The organism is Clostridioides sp. ES-S-0048-02 (assembly GCF_020658495.1).
In the GTDB taxonomy this organism is placed as follows: Bacteria; Bacillota; Clostridia; order Peptostreptococcales; family Peptostreptococcaceae; genus Clostridioides.
In genome coordinates, this window is the sequence record NZ_JACVWH010000001.1 from 301,175 (window position 1) to 317,020 (window position 15,846).

The 15,846-nt window shown below is 26.2% G+C and carries 18 protein-coding genes; 13 read left to right on the forward strand and 5 right to left on the reverse strand.

Annotation, left to right across the window (positions count from 1 at the left end; translation table 11 throughout):
* Positions 1 to 63: 63 nt before the first annotated feature.
* The gene (locus tag IC173_RS01405) at positions 64 to 1,194 is read right to left on the reverse strand and encodes an MGDG synthase family glycosyltransferase (RefSeq protein WP_227434252.1); all 1,131 of its coding nucleotides are present in this window, start codon (positions 1,192 to 1,194) and stop codon (positions 64 to 66) included.
* Positions 1,195 to 1,383: 189 nt separating this feature from the next.
* Here IC173_RS01405 and IC173_RS01410 point away from each other — a divergent pair, with 189 nt between their 5' ends.
* From IC173_RS01410 to IC173_RS01445, 8 genes are all read left to right on the forward strand, one after another.
* Positions 1,384 to 1,716, forward strand: a complete 333-nt coding sequence (locus IC173_RS01410) for a PadR family transcriptional regulator (RefSeq protein ID WP_009889116.1) — start codon at positions 1,384 to 1,386, stop codon at positions 1,714 to 1,716.
* Entirely contained in the window at positions 1,703 to 2,632 is a 930-nt protein-coding gene (locus IC173_RS01415; protein ID WP_227482261.1) for a DUF1700 domain-containing protein, read from the forward strand. The genes IC173_RS01410 and IC173_RS01415 overlap by 14 nt, the downstream gene beginning before the upstream one ends.
* Positions 2,625 to 3,698 carry a DUF4097 family beta strand repeat-containing protein gene (locus IC173_RS01420; protein ID WP_227434254.1) on the forward strand — a complete coding sequence of 358 codons (1,074 nt, stop codon included), beginning with the start codon at positions 2,625 to 2,627 and terminating at the stop codon, positions 3,696 to 3,698. Before IC173_RS01415 ends, IC173_RS01420 begins: the two co-directional genes overlap by 8 nt.
* Positions 3,699 to 3,799: 101 nt before the next feature.
* A complete protein-coding gene (locus IC173_RS01425) occupies positions 3,800 to 4,339 on the forward strand; it encodes a hypothetical protein (protein WP_227855062.1) in 540 nt (179 codons plus the stop codon).
* Between the two features lie 126 nt (positions 4,340 to 4,465).
* A complete protein-coding gene (locus IC173_RS01430) occupies positions 4,466 to 5,173 on the forward strand; it encodes a lantibiotic protection ABC transporter ATP-binding protein (protein WP_227823671.1) in 708 nt (235 codons plus the stop codon).
* A gap of 1 nt (position 5,174) precedes the next feature.
* Complete coding sequence (locus IC173_RS01435) at positions 5,175 to 5,894, forward strand: lantibiotic immunity ABC transporter MutE/EpiE family permease subunit (RefSeq protein ID WP_227434257.1); 720 nt, start codon at positions 5,175 to 5,177, stop codon at positions 5,892 to 5,894.
* Position 5,895: 1 nt separating this feature from the next.
* Positions 5,896 to 6,651, forward strand: coding sequence for a lantibiotic immunity ABC transporter MutG family permease subunit (locus tag IC173_RS01440; protein ID WP_227823672.1), 756 nt, complete (start codon positions 5,896 to 5,898; stop codon positions 6,649 to 6,651).
* 132 nt (positions 6,652 to 6,783) lie between these two features.
* Entirely contained in the window at positions 6,784 to 8,175 is a 1,392-nt protein-coding gene (locus IC173_RS01445; protein ID WP_227855063.1) for a sensor histidine kinase, read from the forward strand.
* Positions 8,176 to 8,255: 80 nt separating this feature from the next.
* On the opposite strand, the gene IC173_RS01450 is transcribed toward IC173_RS01445, so the two are convergent.
* Positions 8,256 to 9,077, reverse strand: a complete 822-nt coding sequence (locus tag IC173_RS01450; protein WP_227434260.1) for a pyridoxamine kinase — start codon at positions 9,075 to 9,077, stop codon at positions 8,256 to 8,258.
* Positions 9,078 to 9,327: 250 nt separating this feature from the next.
* Between IC173_RS01450 and IC173_RS01455 the strand changes: the two genes are divergently transcribed.
* The 3 genes from IC173_RS01455 to IC173_RS01465 all read left to right on the forward strand — a co-directional run bounded on the left by IC173_RS01455 (position 9,328) and on the right by IC173_RS01465 (position 11,716).
* Positions 9,328 to 10,482: an amidase domain-containing protein gene (locus IC173_RS01455; protein WP_227855064.1), complete on the forward strand. Its 1,155-nt coding sequence runs from the start codon at positions 9,328 to 9,330 to the stop codon at positions 10,480 to 10,482.
* 182 nt (positions 10,483 to 10,664) lie between these two features.
* Entirely contained in the window at positions 10,665 to 10,865 is a 201-nt protein-coding gene (locus tag IC173_RS01460) for a cold-shock protein (RefSeq protein WP_227434262.1), read from the forward strand.
* A 422-nt stretch (positions 10,866 to 11,287) separates the two neighbouring features.
* A complete protein-coding gene (locus IC173_RS01465; RefSeq protein WP_227434263.1) occupies positions 11,288 to 11,716 on the forward strand; it encodes a CBS domain-containing protein in 429 nt (142 codons plus the stop codon).
* A gap of 148 nt (positions 11,717 to 11,864) precedes the next feature.
* Here IC173_RS01465 and IC173_RS01470 read toward each other — a convergent pair whose 3' ends face one another.
* From IC173_RS01470 to IC173_RS01480, 3 genes are all read right to left on the reverse strand, one after another.
* Positions 11,865 to 12,620, reverse strand: coding sequence for a peptidylprolyl isomerase (locus tag IC173_RS01470; RefSeq protein ID WP_227434332.1), 756 nt, complete (start codon positions 12,618 to 12,620; stop codon positions 11,865 to 11,867).
* A gap of 709 nt (positions 12,621 to 13,329) precedes the next feature.
* Positions 13,330 to 13,836, reverse strand: a complete 507-nt coding sequence (locus IC173_RS01475; protein WP_227434264.1) for an ImmA/IrrE family metallo-endopeptidase — start codon at positions 13,834 to 13,836, stop codon at positions 13,330 to 13,332.
* 82 nt (positions 13,837 to 13,918) lie between these two features.
* Complete coding sequence (locus IC173_RS01480; protein WP_227434265.1) at positions 13,919 to 14,239, reverse strand: XRE family transcriptional regulator; 321 nt, start codon at positions 14,237 to 14,239, stop codon at positions 13,919 to 13,921.
* Between the two features lie 467 nt (positions 14,240 to 14,706).
* On the opposite strand from IC173_RS01480, the gene IC173_RS01485 reads away from it, so the two are divergent.
* Both IC173_RS01485 and IC173_RS01490 read left to right on the forward strand, forming a co-directional pair.
* Positions 14,707 to 15,147, forward strand: a complete 441-nt coding sequence (locus tag IC173_RS01485) for a hypothetical protein (protein WP_227831199.1) — start codon at positions 14,707 to 14,709, stop codon at positions 15,145 to 15,147.
* A 251-nt stretch (positions 15,148 to 15,398) separates the two neighbouring features.
* Positions 15,399 to 15,842: a DUF6838 family protein gene (locus IC173_RS01490; protein WP_227434267.1), complete on the forward strand. Its 444-nt coding sequence runs from the start codon at positions 15,399 to 15,401 to the stop codon at positions 15,840 to 15,842.
* The last annotated feature ends 4 nt before the right edge of the window (positions 15,843 to 15,846 follow it).

Consider the following 15,846-nt stretch of genomic DNA (forward strand, 5'->3'; position numbering starts at 1 on the left):
AAAAACCATACTCAATTGCCTTTAATTTTGGATTTTAAGTTTTACAATAAAATTAATATAAAATTAATTATATTGATTATCTATTAATTCTGATATATAATCAGCAATTTCATCTGGATGAATGACTGTTTTAAACTCTTCTAGATTCTTTTTCATAAAATTTATTATAGAATCAAACTCATTTGATACTAACTTATAAAATATGTTTTTTAGGTCTAGGTCATCACTATAAATCATTCCAAGTCCTTTATCTATTATAAATTTAGCATTTTCAATTTCTTGACCAACTTTTGGCATTTTAACAAGTACTGGAGTTTGAGACTGGATTGCTTCAAATATAGTTGCTCCTCCAGGTTTAGTCAACATTAAGTCACATTCTTTTATCAGATTGTACATATCATTTACAAATCCAAGTACTTTTATATTTTTTAGAGGTTTTTTATGAGTTAAATTATCATATAGTTTTTTATTTTTACCTGTAACTATTGTAATCTCTATGGAATTAATATGTTCTTCAATGAAGTCATCTATCCAATGCATAAAATCCTCATCTATATCAAATAGACCTCTTCCTCCACCCAAAAGCAATAGCCTATATTTTCCATAACAAGGTTCTTTACTTTCAATCTGGAATCTCTTATCTACAGGAACACCAGTAACTTTTATGGAATCTGGACTTATTCCTTTTTGAAAAAATCTATTTTTTATCTCTGGAGATGGAACAAAATATAAATCTGTATTTTCAAAAACCCATTCCATACTGTCTACAACATCTGTGATAACTGTCAATGTTGGTATATTTATATCAGGGTTTTTTATCTTAAAATTATTTACACAAGCAGCAGCTAGTGGAAATGTAGAGATAATCAAATCTGGATTTATATCAGAAATATACTCAGAAAGTTTAGGTGTATATAATTTATGAGAGAAATCATGTCTTGAGTCAAACGATTTCTTAAAATAATAATAATAATTATATAATCCAGGAGTATATTTTGTATTGTTTTCATAAAGCTTCACCATAGGCTTATTCATCATAGGTATACTTGCATTTATAAAGTTTTGTATAACAACATTGTAATTACTATATTTTTCCATAATACATTCTTTAACTGCTTTTGCAGCACTTATATGACCAGCACCAAATTGAGCTGTTAAGATTAATATAGTTTTATCTTCTTTTGTTTTAGACAATTTATCACCACTTTCATAAAATATATCTGATTAGAGTATTATACATTTACATAAGAATTTAATCAATAATAATATTAAAAAATAACTATTGTGTAAAACATAGTACTGTGTTATTATAAAAGCATAAGAAGTTTTAACATAGTACCTTGTAAAACACAATACTGTGTATTTAAAGAAAGGATGGAGTATATGAACACACAATTTAGAAAGGGTGTCTTAGAAATTTGTGTACTTGCTCTAATATCTAAAAAAGATATGTATGGATATGAAATAGTACATAATATTTCCAAAGTAATAGATGTAAATGAAGGAACGATATATCCTATTCTAAGAAGACTGACAAAAGATTTGTATTTTGAAACATATATACTAGAATCTAATGAGGGTCCTGCTAGAAAATACTATAGAATAACTTCACTAGGAAAAGAAAACTTATCCAATCTGATGGAAGAGTGGAGAGAATTTGTAAAAGCTGTTGAGATTTTAATAAGTGAAGATGAGGGAGGTAATGAACTTGAATAAAACTGAGTTTCTGGAAATTTTAAAGGATTATCTAAAAAAGGATTTTTCTGAGAGCGAAGTTAATGATATATTGAGAGATTATGAAGAATATTTTGTAGATGGGATTATAGAAGGAAAGAGTGATATGGAAATAATAGCATCACTTGGTTCACCAAAATCTATAGCAAGAGAACTTATTCTACAGACAAAAGAAAAAAACATTGAAGATGAAAAAATAATAAACACAGATATTTTAAATGATAAGTTTAGTAAATTCAAGTTAGATATGAAAAAGGGTTATTCTATTTTAAAAGATGAAGCTAAAGAAAAGTACAATAAATCGAAAGAAAGAGTAAATGATAAGCTTACTCCAAGTATAGAAGAAGGTGTCGGAGGAGTATCTAGAGAAGCTATAAAGATTTTATTAGTATTTTTATCCTTATTATTGATTATTCCAGCATTTGCATTTGTATGTGCTATTATTTCAGTTGCTATTGGGTTAGTATGTACATTGATTGCTTTTGTCATATCAATTCCATTTGTGATTAAATTTATTTCAATGGTTCCAGATGTTACAATGTTTTGTATATTTGCGACTATAGCATTTATAGGTTTAGAGATACTGGCATGGCAAATTTTACTGTTTGTTATAAAGTTAGGTAAACAATTGTTAGGCAGTTATATAAATTGGATAAAGAGAAAAAACATTTATATAAATGCAAATAAAAAGATGGAAAAAAGAAATAAGGATACTTTAAGTGAGAAAGATTTAAATAAAGATAGTAATGAAGATTTATATGATGATTATTGTAATATAGAAAAAGAAGAGAATATAAAGGAATCTGATAATTACAACGATGATAGTATAAATTTTGAGGCAATGTATAAAGATTTTGAAGAAATAGATGATAAGAAAGGAGAAGATAAACATGAATAAGAAACTTGCCATATTTGCTGCGGTTTTATTGGTAATAGGTATAATTGGAACAACATGGTCAGGGATTTTAGTTATGCCAAGCTTAATAAACTTTGGACTCGAAAAAGAAGCTGAATTCAAAAAGGAAAATAAACTTTATCAAGAAAAAGTAAATATTGACAAGTTAGATGTATCTGTTGGCAATATAAATGTTACGATAAAGAGACATTCAAGTGAAGATGTACGTGTGACAACAAGAGGAAACAATGAATTTTACAAATATAATGTAACTTTAAAGGATAAGACATTAGTTGTAAAAGGTGAAAGAAAATATGAAAATCGTGTTAAAAAAATTAAAAATTTTGACCAATTATTCAATACATCTATAAATAATATGTTTTCAGGAGATTATAGGGAAATAGTAATCTATGTACCAAATAATGTAGATATAAATGTATCAAGTGTAGATTCATCTTTATTAGTATATGATAATGTAGCTTCAAGCAATATAACATATAAGACTTCTTATGGAAGATTTGAGAGAGTTATAACTGAAAATAATATAAATAAGCTAGATACATTAAACTTAATATCTAGCAATAATCTTGAATTATCTACAAAATCAGTCTTAGGTGTTAAAAACGTAAATATAGAAACAGAATCATTAGATATATCTTCAGAATATGAAGACATATTTGTCAATAATGTAGAACAATATATACCTGAAAATATAAATATAAAAGAAAAAATAGGTAGAAATTCACATTACGATAACAACTTTAGCATATATTGTGATTTTCCAATTGCTAAAAATTTAGATATAGAGGTTCCAAATTCTAAAGTAAGTCTTAGTCTACCAGTAAATAAGTATAAGTTTAATTGCGATATAAAATCTAAAGAAAGAATAGAAGAAATTAATGATGAGTCAGAAGAATACAATGATAGTTCAATTGAATATGAACACAGTGAAGAAAATCATAACGCATATAAAAATATAAGAGAAATAAAAGGGCTTTTAAATGAAAACTTGTCGAATTTAGAACAAGAGTATACTATAAAAATAAATTCAAATAAATTAGAAATGTAAATAATTCATTACTATAATTAATAAATTGACCTAAAAGTATAAAAATATAGTCTATACTATGGTATAATAAGTATCGAAATAGAATTGGGAGAGGGATACTTATGAATAAAATAGCAGTAAGTTTTTTAATAATTGCTACTACTTTATTGAGTACAGCATGTATGGATTATAAAGTTGACAAAGTAGAATTGGTTGATTCTAGAGATTCTAGAGATTCTGCAGTTGTAAAGAAAGGTGAAGATATCAAAGAAGAAACTGATACAATTAATCCTAGAAGAACAGCTAAAATACCTATAGAGATAGTTTCAAAGGATGAAAAGATAGTAAAATACTTACAAATAGATGAAGAAAGTACATTAAAAGAAAAACTACAGTTAATCTTAGATACTTTATCACATGAGTATTTTAATGGTTTAGATATGGAAGTAGAAGTTCAGGAAAAAGATAGTCTAGTTAAGATAAACTTAGTTGAACCTGATGAAAAGGGGAGAGTTTCTTGGAAAGATGATTATTTAAATGAACAAAATATAATATATACTATAAATAATATTATCAAAAATGTCATTCAAGAAGATGATAATAGTATTTGGATTGAAGAAGTAGAGATATACTACAATGGAGAATTAATAGAGTTAACATAAGAAATGATGTGTTTTATTTAAAAGCACATCATTTTTTTTATAATTTTTTAATTCTTATAAAATCCTTATATTTATGATTTAGAATGATTCTTGTAAATAAGTTTGACAAAAGAAAGGATGAAAATTATGAGTAATTATATTTTGGAAGTAAAAGGAGTTTCTAAAAAGTTTAAGGAGCAGGTTGCAGTTGATAATATTTCAATTGCAATTAAACATAATTCTATTTATGGATTATTAGGACCGAATGGAGCTGGGAAATCCACTTTATTAAAAATGATAACAGGAATCTTAAACCCCACTTCTGGGAAGATATTATTTGAAGGTCATAGATGGACTAGAAAAGATTTAGCAAACATTGGGTCTCTTATTGAATCACCTGCTATATATGAGAATTTAACAGCAAGAGAAAATTTAAAAGTTCATACTACATTACTTGGTATTCCTGACTCTCGCATTGAAGAAGTTTTAGGGATTGTTGATTTAAGAGATACTTTTAAAAAGCGTTCAGGTCAGTTTTCTCTGGGTATGAAGCAACGTCTTGGTATTGCTATTGCATTATTAAATCACCCAAAACTTTTAATCTTAGATGAGCCTACAAATGGACTTGACCCTATTGGAATTGAGGAACTTAGAGAACTGATTCGTTCTTTTCCAAAACAAGGAATTACAGTTATTTTATCAAGTCATATTTTATCTGAGGTTGAGCAAGTTGTAGATGAAATTGGAATAATTTCTAATGGAGTAATAGGGTATCAAGGAGAAGTATCAAGGGAACAAAATTTAGAAGAACTTTTTATGAAAGTTGTAGCTGAAAATAGAAAGAGAGGTAAGTAACATGGAAAGATTTGTTAGAGCAGAATTCCTAAAGATGAAAGGAACTTTTGGAATGAGATTGTCTTGGATAGCCCCAATATTTTCTATACTTATCTGCTTTGGACTAGGTGGAGGACAAAATGGTGCTTACAATTGGTGGTATACTATGTTTCTTCCAGGAGCAATAACTTTGATTTGTTCTTTAGTAGTACAAAAAGATGAAAAAAAGAAGTATCGAGGTGTATTGTCATTGCCAGTTGACAAAAAAAATATCTGGACTGGAAAAATACTTTATTGTACCATTATACTTTGTATATCTTCAATTATTTTCATGATAGGGATAGTTTTTATTGGAGTAGTTTATAAGAAAACTATTTTAATAAATCAAAATATTATTGGAACTATAGTACTTATCTTACTATTTATGTGGCAAATTCCACTTTGTATGTTTTTAGCCTCAAAATTTGGTTTGTTTATTACAGTTTTAATAAATATGTTTTTCACTGTATTTGGAGTAGCAGTTTTTTCAACTACAAGTTCATGGTGTTTATTTCCATATTCAATTCCATCAAGGTTAATGGCTGCAATATTGCATATTTTACCAAATGGACTTCCTGTACCAGAAGGAAATGAACTTTTAAGCACTAATGTCATTTTACCAGGTATATTAATATCTATTGCTTTATTTATATTATTTACTTTAGCTACAAGTGCTTGGTTTAAAAATAGAGAGGTGAAATAATATGGCACAACTAATAAGACTATTTAATTCTGACTTGATAAAACTAAAAAGAACTTACATAGTACTAATACACTTTTGTATTGCATTAGTAGGAATAGGCTTATTTTTAGGATATTACAATATTTCAGGTTATGATAGTATATCAAAGATAGGAGCATATTTACAAGTTATAGCTATAGCTTTTCCTTTATTATCAAGTATTATGTGTTCAATGTGCGTTGAACAAGAATATTACTCAGGAAATTATAAGCATATACTAACATCATCTAATCCAAAATACCTTACAATTATAAGTAAATATGTAATTTTAATATGCCTTGGTTTTGGAGCAACATTAGTTTCTGTGTTAGGTTTTGAATTTGGTATAGATACTATTTTTAATAATAATCATTTTACACTAAGTTTTTATATGATTTCAATTTTAATTTTAGCAGGAAGTAATCTATTTGAATATATATTACATTTATTCTTAAGTTTGAGATTTGGAAAAGGAACATCAATTGGAGTAGGTATAGTGGAGACTTTACTTTCAGCACTATTACTAACTGGACTAGGAGATGGTATATGGCAGTATATTCCTTGTGCATGGGGTGTTAGATTTGTAAGTGTTTGGGCATCTTTTTCAAGTTCTAAAGAAATTGAATCAATTCAAGAGTTTCAGTCAATAGGTTTAATTTGTGGCTTTGCAACTATTTTTGCATTTGTAATTTTATGTATTTGGTTTTCTAAATGGGAAGGTAAGAAATCTGAAGAATAAAATAATTAATTGTTTATTTAGATTATTTGTATTATTATATTATAGTATAATTTGATAGCATAAAAAAGATAAAAATAATCAGATACATAGTTGCTTAGTTGTTAATTAAACTGTTTGGAGGATATGATACGAATGTTTCGGAAAAAAAAGTCTAATAATAAAAAAGTTGTAAAGTTAGGAACTATTTTTGTAAGATATTTGTCTGTATTCTTTGTTACAACAATTACTTTGGGAGTTCTTTTAGTATTTTTGTTTTCTGTGTTATTATCATTAGGAGTAGTGTTGCCATCCAATTATACAGAAAAGCAAATCTACAAATATAAAGATGAAATTATTTCAAGTGAAAAAGTAACTAAAGATATAATACCAGATTTTTGTGACTATGGAATCTACACTTTAGATGGTAAATTGACTTCGGGAACTTTTAATAATAAAGAAGCAAAAAAAACCTGGAATTTAATGAAAGGTATTGAAGTAAAAAGTGGACATTCGTCAGACAATTATATAAAACTTTTTAGACAAAATGAAGTATGTATAATAAGATATGATATAGTATCAGAATTCAATTCTCCAGCTTTAAGAAAATATTTGCCAAAGCCAGAAGTATTAGGGATAATTATTTTTGTTGTAGCATTTTTTATTGAAATGGTTATACTATCAAAATCTTTTGGTAAAAAAATTAATGCAAAAATGGACCTTTTGAAAAATGCTACAGAAAAAATACAACAGCAAGATTTAGATTTTACAATAGAATCTAGTGATATTTATGAAATTGATAATGTTCTCTTTTCTATAGAAAAAATGAAGCTAGCATTAAAAGATTCTCTAGAAAAGCAGTGGAGACTGGAAGAAACTCGAAAAGAACAGATATCTGCATTAGCACATGATATAAAGACCCCATTAACCATTATACATGGAAATGCGGACTTATTGATTGAAATAAATGACAATCCTGAGCTATCAGAATATATGGAATATATAGCAAATGGTGTTACTCAGATAGAAAAATATATTAACACTCTAATATACATATCTAAAGCAGATAAAGGTTATACAATTAATAAAGAAAGTATTAATATTGATAAATTTATAGAGGATGTTTTGGTGCAAATAGAAGCACTGGCCAGTACAAAAAGTTTAGATGTGGAATTTTATAAGCAAGATGATTTACCTAAGAATATAACAATAGATAGAGAATTATTATTTAGAGCTATTATGAATATAATTTCAAATGCTATTGATTATTCAACAAATCAAAGTAAGTTATATTTTGATGTATTAGTAAATCAAAGATATTTAAAATTTGTAATTACAGATTGTGGAAGAGGTTTTTCTAAGGAAGATTTATCAAAAGCTACAGAACAGTTTTATACAGGCGATTCGAGTAGGAACTCTAAATCTCATTATGGTATGGGTCTATACATTGCAAATACTATTATACAAAAACATAATGGTAATTTAAATGTTGAAAATTCTATAAAAACTAGTGGAGCAATGATAACAATTGAAATACCAATAATTTAATACTTATATCCATTTTATAAATACCTAAATTTTATATACTTGGTAGGTATTTGTAAAATGGATAATTTTTGTGGTTAATTTTATATATTAATTAAATCTGATAAAAAGTTTTCGAACATCACTCCATCATTTCTATCAGTGTCAAATTGAGACGTATAATTTATCGTTTTATATATAAAATCTGTTGCAGTATTAACAGCTATTCCTAAGTCATGGTTATTCACTAGCATACCACAAAGTATAGATGTAAATATATCTCCAGTTCCACTATAAGAACAGTTATTGTATTTAACAGAAGTAAAGAATATATGGTCAGTATCTCTATCATAAGCTAAATTTAATATATTATCATCTTCTAATATACCTGTGATTACAACTTTACTAGGTCCTAAAGAAGATACAGACTTTGCAATATTTATAAGTTCATCTCTATTATAATCCTTTTTTGTATAGTCATTTCCAGTTAAGAAACAAGCTTCTGTTAAATTAGGAGTAGTTAAATCTGAATGTCTAACTAATTCTTTAATTTCATGTCTCATTTCTTCTGTAAAGATTGGATACATAATTCCATTATCGCCCATTACAGGGTCAACTACGATAAAAGCATTTGGATAATCATTTATAAAGTTTGCCACTATTTCAATTTGATGTTTTGAACCTAAAAAACCACTATATATACTATCAAAGTTGACTTTTAAATTTTTCCAAACAGTTGAATATTTTACCATCTCATCAGTGCAATCTAAAAATGTAAACTCAGGATAACCAGTTTGACTTGAAAGTATAGCTGTTGGAAATGGACAACATTGAACCTTTAATGCTGAAAGTATAGGTATAGCAACTGATAATGAACATTTTCCTATTCCAGATAAGTCATTAATTGCTGCGACTTTTTTTTGCATAAAAAACCCTCCATTAGTATGTATTAATCATAATGATATCAAAATATTTATATACATATATATTACTATAAAAAAAAGAAAAAAGTAGATTATAAAATAAAAATTTGTAAAAAAAACAGTGTATCAATACAATTAATTTTTAATATTGGACATAATAAGATAGAGAATTATTAAATATGAAAATTATTGTATATAATAATAGCTTTTTTGTGAATTTATTCGTAAGGTGTACTATTTGGGAGGTGTAGCTTTGAAAATACTGAAAAATAAAAATAAGTACATCAAAGGTATAATGGCATTTGTATTTTTATCTTTAGCTACTACAGCAGGTGTATTTTTAATTAATGATTTAAGTATGAAAAATATGAAAGAAAAAGTTATAGAATCTGCTACTGTTGAAGGTGATGATGTAAAAGACCAGTATAAGTTATTGCTTGAAAATTTATTTGACTACAGAAATAAGGCAATATTAGAGAAAAATGAAAATATTTTAAAAGGTCTTTATGAAACAGAAAAAAAGTTTGGTCTTTGGGCTTATGAAAATGAAGTAAAAAAGATGAAGTATTTAGAAAATTGGTCTAGTAAACAAGGTGTAAAGTTTAAAGACATAAAGACAAGAGTCAAAGTTAAAAAAATAAAAGAAAAAGAAAAAGACTTATATGGCATAATATGTTCTGTATCAACTGAGTATAAGTACTCATATGAAAATCAAAATGACAAAGAAAATGTATTTAGAATAGGTACATATCACTATCTAAATGTAAAAATCATAGATAATCAATATGTAATAACTAAAGAGTGGTATACAGACCCTTTTGCAGATTCTTTAAATTTAGAAAATATAAAATCTGATGATATAAGAAGCTATATTGGTCAACAAAATGCTGTAGAGTTACAGCTTACAGAAGAGCAAAAGAAGGCTATAGATTATGCACATAAATACTGTGGAGCAGCAGCAGATGAAGAACATGGTATGAAGTTTAATCCAAATTATAGAGATTATAATCCAGAAGGTGGAGATTGTGCCAACTTTGCATCACAGATAATGTTTGAAAGTGGAAAGTTTAAGAAAAATTCAATCTGGAATTATAGTGAAAGAGCAGGAACAAAAGCATGGGTAAATGCGCAAGCTTTTAAAAATTATGCTCTCTATAGTGGAAGAGGTTCATTAATAGCTAAAGGTTCTTACGAAGATGTTTACAAAGAAGCTTATAATCTACGTCCTGGAGATTTTGTAGGATATGAAAAAAAAGGTAGAATAACACATGTTTCGACTGTAACGGGATTGGATTCAAGAGGATATCCTTTGGTAACCTGTCATAATACTGATAGAATGCTTGTGCCATGGGATTTAGGTTGGAGTGATAAATCTATAAGATTCCATATAATAAAAATAAACTATTAAAAATTTATAAAGAAAAATAAAGTATAAAAGATAACAATGATTTAATATTATAAATTAAAAAAAATGATTGTTAATGTATAAAAATAATAATAATTGACAAACATAGCTATATATGATAAAGTAGTAATAAGGTTACAGAAAAGAGTAGCTAAATAATTGTGTTTTTTTAGGAGGATTTATTAATGAAAACTGGTGTAGTTAAATGGTTTAACAATGAAAAAGGATTTGGATTTATATCTGTAGAAGGTGAAGGAGATGTTTTCGTACATTTCTCAGCTATAACAGGAGATGGATACAAATCATTAGAAGAAGGACAAAGTGTTGAATTCGAAGTAGTGGATGGAGCTAAAGGTCCTCAAGCTGCTAACGTAGTTAGATTATAATTAAAAATTCATATATATTAGTATTCTAGTAATATGACAGATAAGCCGCTAATCGTTTAGCGGTTTTTTCAGTTTTTTGTAAACTAAATTAATTGCAAAATAAATTAAAATTATTAAAATAAAGGCATTAATAATAAGATAAATATGTTAAAATTAATAGTGTAGAGTAAAATTATTATGGCTCAGTTTAAGTCAATTAACCTCTAGTTAATTTTCTATAAAAAGAATAAGTGACGCTGATAGACCATATAAAAATATTAATAAAGTATAGACATTTAAAGCTATTAAAAGAAAAACGCTTGTTACAGCGTATAGTATCTAAAAAATACTTAGAAAATGAGAAAGGAGAAAGTTACTGCAAAAAAGTAACATTATAAATATTGGATAATATTTATAAGTTTTCGGTAACGGTGGGTAGTGTAATGAACATATTATTCTTTCTAACACCAAAAAGTGAAGTAGCATATATATATGAAGACTACACTATAAGGCAAGCCCTAGAAAAAATGGAATATCACAAATACTCTGCAATTCCAATAATAAGCAAAGAGGGTAAATATATTGGAACTATAACAGAAGGTGATTTTTTATGGACATTAAAAAACGACTTAAATCTGGACCTAAAAGGATTGGAAGATGTTCCAGTAACAGATATAAATAGAAAAATGGATAATTCTCCTGTTTCCATCAATGCAGATATTGAAGATTTAGTAATAAAATCTTTAAATCAAAATTTTATTCCTGTTATAGATGACCAAGATACATTTATTGGGATAATAAAAAGAAGAGATGTAATAGGTTATTGTTATGAGATAATACGTGGATATAAAAACTTAGCAGATGATAATTAGAAAATTTTTTGAAACTTTTCAAGTTTCTACTTCTATTCTTTGTAATAAAAGAATAATAATATGAAATTAAATTCTTAAACTTTAATATAAAGGCTGTCTTTTCTAAAAATTATAGATAAGACAGCCTTTTTTATCTGTTGTTTTATTATTAGTCGTTGTATTTTACAAGATTTCCATATTTAGCATTAAGAGAATTTATTTTATTTCCATAAACTTCATTTTGTTTTTGGTATAATAAACTTTTTTCAACTTCATCTTTAACTTCATCAAATGTAGATTCTGTACTTTCTTGAAGGTCTTCTAACTTTATTATATGGTATCCAAATTGAGTTTTAACTGGTTCACTTACTTCACCTTTAGCCATAGAGAATACAGCTTCTTCAAACTCAGGAACCATTTGTCCTCTACCGAATGTTCCTAAATCACCACCCATATCTTTAGATGGGCAAGAAGAATGTTTAACAGCAGCATCTTCAAAAGATATTTCTTCTGATTTTATTTGAGCAAGTATTTCTTTAGCTTTTTCATCACTATCTACTAGTATATGTTTAGCAGTTGCACTTTCTGGTTTAGAAAAAGAACTCTTATTAGCTTCAAAGAATTTTACTTTTTCATCTTCTGTTACATCAACACTAGATAAAACTTTATTTATAGCAAATTGCTTTAATACATTTGCTTCTATTTTTTTCATTTCTAACTTAAACACTTCTTCTTCATCTAATTTTTCATCCTTAGCATCTAAGAAGAATAGTTCTTGGTTTACTAAATCATTTAATAAATGTTTTTTTCCTTCTTCAGTTTTAAATTGCATTGCTTGATAAGGATCTAATGATTTTAATGCATTTTCAATATCAATATTAGTTATCTCTTTTTCTCCAACTGTTACTAAAACTTTTTTTTCCATATTTTCCATAATAGTTAACTCCTTTTATAGTGTATTTCATTATTAATATAAAGCTACCAACTTAAATAATATCAGAAAACGATGTATATGTCTAACATTTAAAGTCATATTAAGTCAAATAGACTTAGATTTAATAGAACAAGGTGATTACAATCAATAGAATTGAGGCCATAATTCCCACTATTCCTTCTTCATGTTTAAATTTAAGTGTTTTTACTATTGAATAATAAAAATATATTCCAGTAAAAACTATCTTTAGATACAAGAAAAATAAACTCTTTGGATATATCAAGAAACTAAAAAGAGTAAATATAAATGCAAGTAAAGTGCTTATCCTGTAAAAGAAATCTATTTGTGTAATGTCTTTATATTTTATTATAAATATTGAGTATAAAATGATGTAAATAATTGCAACAATTGTATAAGCAGTAAATAATGTATTTTCAAGAGTACCATTTGAAATTACTATCCACTTATACCACATAATTGGCCAAAAAAATAGTGCTAAGAACTTAAAATAATTATCAAAAAACTTTTCTTTATACATTCATCAAACAACCTTTCTTAAAAAAGCATGTATTTGTTTTTAGAATTTTAAATAATGTGCTATCATTATTATATATTAATATTGAGTTTATAGAAACCAAAATTTGCTAAAATAAATATATAGATTTTTGCTATTAAGTCAATTAAAATTACTACCATTTTATTATGAAATTGGATCAAATATGTAGAAATATGGCAAATTAGTTAATACAAGATATTTATTATTACCAAGTGGTAAAGTTTGTTTTTTTAATGATAAGAATTCCAATCTTTTTTGAAAAAATTTGATATCTACATTAAGCATATCAGCCATTTCATAAACACAAGTAATACCAGAATTAATTATATTTATTATATCTTCTTCTGTAATTAAAAATTCACAAGCCCATTTTAAAGCTTTATTTTCACATTTATCTATAATGATTTTTGTGTAATAATCATTATAAGAGGATATATAGTATCCAAAACTAGTGAAATGATGTCCAAGTTCCTCTGCTAATATGGATGTAAGTTTATTGGTATTTTGTTTTAAGTTACTGAGTAATGATATAACTTTTATACCATGCCTGTTTATATATAATCCTTCTAAGTCACCTGCAATATGAGTGGTATAATGAATTATTATCTCTTCCTGAGAAGCTAATTCAAAAAGTTTATCCAAATTATTCATAAAAATCCCCCTAATATAGAATGTATGTTTGATGAAAAGTTATATTAAAAGAGCAGAGAAATAAATCTGCTCATTATATAGTTTATTTTTTTTTATATTTATTTAGTAAAAATTCTATATAATCATTAAGTTGTTCTTGAGCTTCTTCAGGTAAGTCTTCATGTGGATTTTTTCTATGTGCCGCAACAGTGTCAATATTTTCCTTAACCAAGGTTCTTCCAAGAAGGTAATCAACTGATACATTAAATACATCAGCCAATTTATTTAAAATATGTTCATCAGGAAATCTGTTTTCTGTTTCATAGTATCCTAAAACTCTTTGAGAAACTCCTACTTTTTCACCAAGTTCTCTTTGAGTAAATCCAAATTCCTTTCTAAGTTCTCTTAATCTTTTGGCAAACATTATAACACCACCTTATGTATAAATTATAACAAATTGTTCTAAAAATTAAAACTAATAAAAGAAAAAAGAATGATTTTTTCTAAAAAATATTGATAAAGAACAAATAATTCTATATAATGAATATAGATAAGAACAAAATATTCTTAATTATACTAGGAGGAGAAAAGTATGTTTAAAAATAATTTAAAAGGTTACAGAGAATCTATAAGGTTGTCGCAAACTAAATTTGGAGAAAGCGGGAATTACAAATAATTATATATCAAGAGTAGAAATAGACATAAAAAGTTATGATTCATTTTGCATAAAAAATTCTGTTATTTTAGAACAAAATATGGATAAAATTTTTTGAATATATATAGAACAAAATGTTCTTTAAAGTTTGTGGAACTTGCAATAAGCCTATTGATTAGAAACTATCATTATAAAGTTAAGGATAAAGACAATAAAATATAAAAAGGAGAAATATAATGGATAATAAAAAAGATATATTACTTAAGGAAGTAGATGAAAGATTACATAATTACAAGTATTTGGATGTAAAGATAAAGAATATTAACCTAGATATAAAAAGATGTGAAAATGAATACTTTGGATGTGGAGCTGTAGTTTATACTGAAAAAACTAGTACTACATATAATATAAGTTCTTCTGTTGAAAATGAAGTTGTAAAAAAAGAGGAGAGATTAAGAAAATTAAAAATGGAAAAAGATGATATAGAAATAGAAAAGGAAAAAATAGAAAATGCTCTAACTTGTCTAAATGATATGGAGATGGAATTTTTTAATCTCTTTTATAATAGTAAGACTAAAAATAATATGACCTATATTTCTATGAAATTGCATTTAGATAGAACTTCTTGCTACAACTTAAAGAAAAAGATGATTTGTAAATTAAGTGAAATATTATAAAAAACATAACACTTTTACAACACTTTATACACACTATAGCAACAACACCCACTGAAATACATGAGATAATGTTATTGTGAAAGAAATCTATAGTGAGGGAGGTGAGGAATTGAGAAACATGATATTACCTAAAAATATAGAGGGAACATAACAATAGAGAAATTAGATGTATCTTTAAAAATTACTTATGCTACTCATAAGAAGTTTGCCACATTAAGTAAAAAAATATTTAGTGATAGCGTGGTGATTATTTGCTTAAAAACAAAGAAATATTAGAAACAATTATTGATATACTTAAAAAAAGTTTTGATGAAAGTATTTTTATTGATGATGAAAGTATGCAAGGTTCAGAAGGGTCTTGTTTTTTTGTAAGTATGGTATCAGTTCTTTGTACACCCATAATGTTAAAGACAAACAACAAAGATGTTGTTATGTCTATAAAGTATTTACCAAGACCACAATCAAATAATATAAGAATGTATGAAGTTTCAGATGAACTTGATAAGCTATTTAATAGAACTGTAAATGTAAGAGATAGAAAATTAAATATAGCTAAAATTGAACAAAGCATTAAAAAAGAGGAGTCAATTTATACATTGAACTTTTCAATTACATTAAACTTTCTTGATAGTGTATATGAAGAAGAAGAAGTATATGAAAATATGGAAGAAATAAATTTAAACTTAGGAGAGTGATAGT

What these genes read in the sequence shown, in the direction of transcription:
- IC173_RS01475 (WP_227434264.1), bottom strand. Translation starts at nt 13,836, where the DNA reads ATGAATAATTTGGATAAACTTTTTGAATTAGCTTCTCAGGAAGAGATA.
- IC173_RS01435 (WP_227434257.1), top strand. Translation starts at nt 5,175, where the DNA reads ATGGAAAGATTTGTTAGAGCAGAATTCCTAAAGATGAAAGGAACTTTT.
- IC173_RS01480 (WP_227434265.1), bottom strand. Translation starts at nt 14,239, where the DNA reads ATGTTTGCCAAAAGATTAAGAGAACTTAGAAAGGAATTTGGATTTACT.
- IC173_RS01470 (WP_227434332.1), bottom strand. Translation starts at nt 12,620, where the DNA reads ATGGAAAAAAAAGTTTTAGTAACAGTTGGAGAAAAAGAGATAACTAAT.
- IC173_RS01445 (WP_227855063.1), top strand. Translation starts at nt 6,784, where the DNA reads ATGTTTCGGAAAAAAAAGTCTAATAATAAAAAAGTTGTAAAGTTAGGA.
- IC173_RS01415 (WP_227482261.1), top strand. Translation starts at nt 1,703, where the DNA reads ATGAACTTGAATAAAACTGAGTTTCTGGAAATTTTAAAGGATTATCTA.
- IC173_RS01450 (WP_227434260.1), bottom strand. Translation starts at nt 9,077, where the DNA reads ATGCAAAAAAAAGTCGCAGCAATTAATGACTTATCTGGAATAGGAAAA.
- IC173_RS01465 (WP_227434263.1), top strand. Translation starts at nt 11,288, where the DNA reads ATGAACATATTATTCTTTCTAACACCAAAAAGTGAAGTAGCATATATA.
- IC173_RS01440 (WP_227823672.1), top strand. Translation starts at nt 5,896, where the DNA reads ATGGCACAACTAATAAGACTATTTAATTCTGACTTGATAAAACTAAAA.
- IC173_RS01410 (WP_009889116.1), top strand. Translation starts at nt 1,384, where the DNA reads ATGAACACACAATTTAGAAAGGGTGTCTTAGAAATTTGTGTACTTGCT.
- IC173_RS01420 (WP_227434254.1), top strand. Translation starts at nt 2,625, where the DNA reads ATGAATAAGAAACTTGCCATATTTGCTGCGGTTTTATTGGTAATAGGT.
- IC173_RS01485 (WP_227831199.1), top strand. Translation starts at nt 14,707, where the DNA reads ATGGATAATAAAAAAGATATATTACTTAAGGAAGTAGATGAAAGATTA.
- IC173_RS01460 (WP_227434262.1), top strand. Translation starts at nt 10,665, where the DNA reads ATGAAAACTGGTGTAGTTAAATGGTTTAACAATGAAAAAGGATTTGGA.
- IC173_RS01425 (WP_227855062.1), top strand. Translation starts at nt 3,800, where the DNA reads ATGAATAAAATAGCAGTAAGTTTTTTAATAATTGCTACTACTTTATTG.
- IC173_RS01430 (WP_227823671.1), top strand. Translation starts at nt 4,466, where the DNA reads ATGAGTAATTATATTTTGGAAGTAAAAGGAGTTTCTAAAAAGTTTAAG.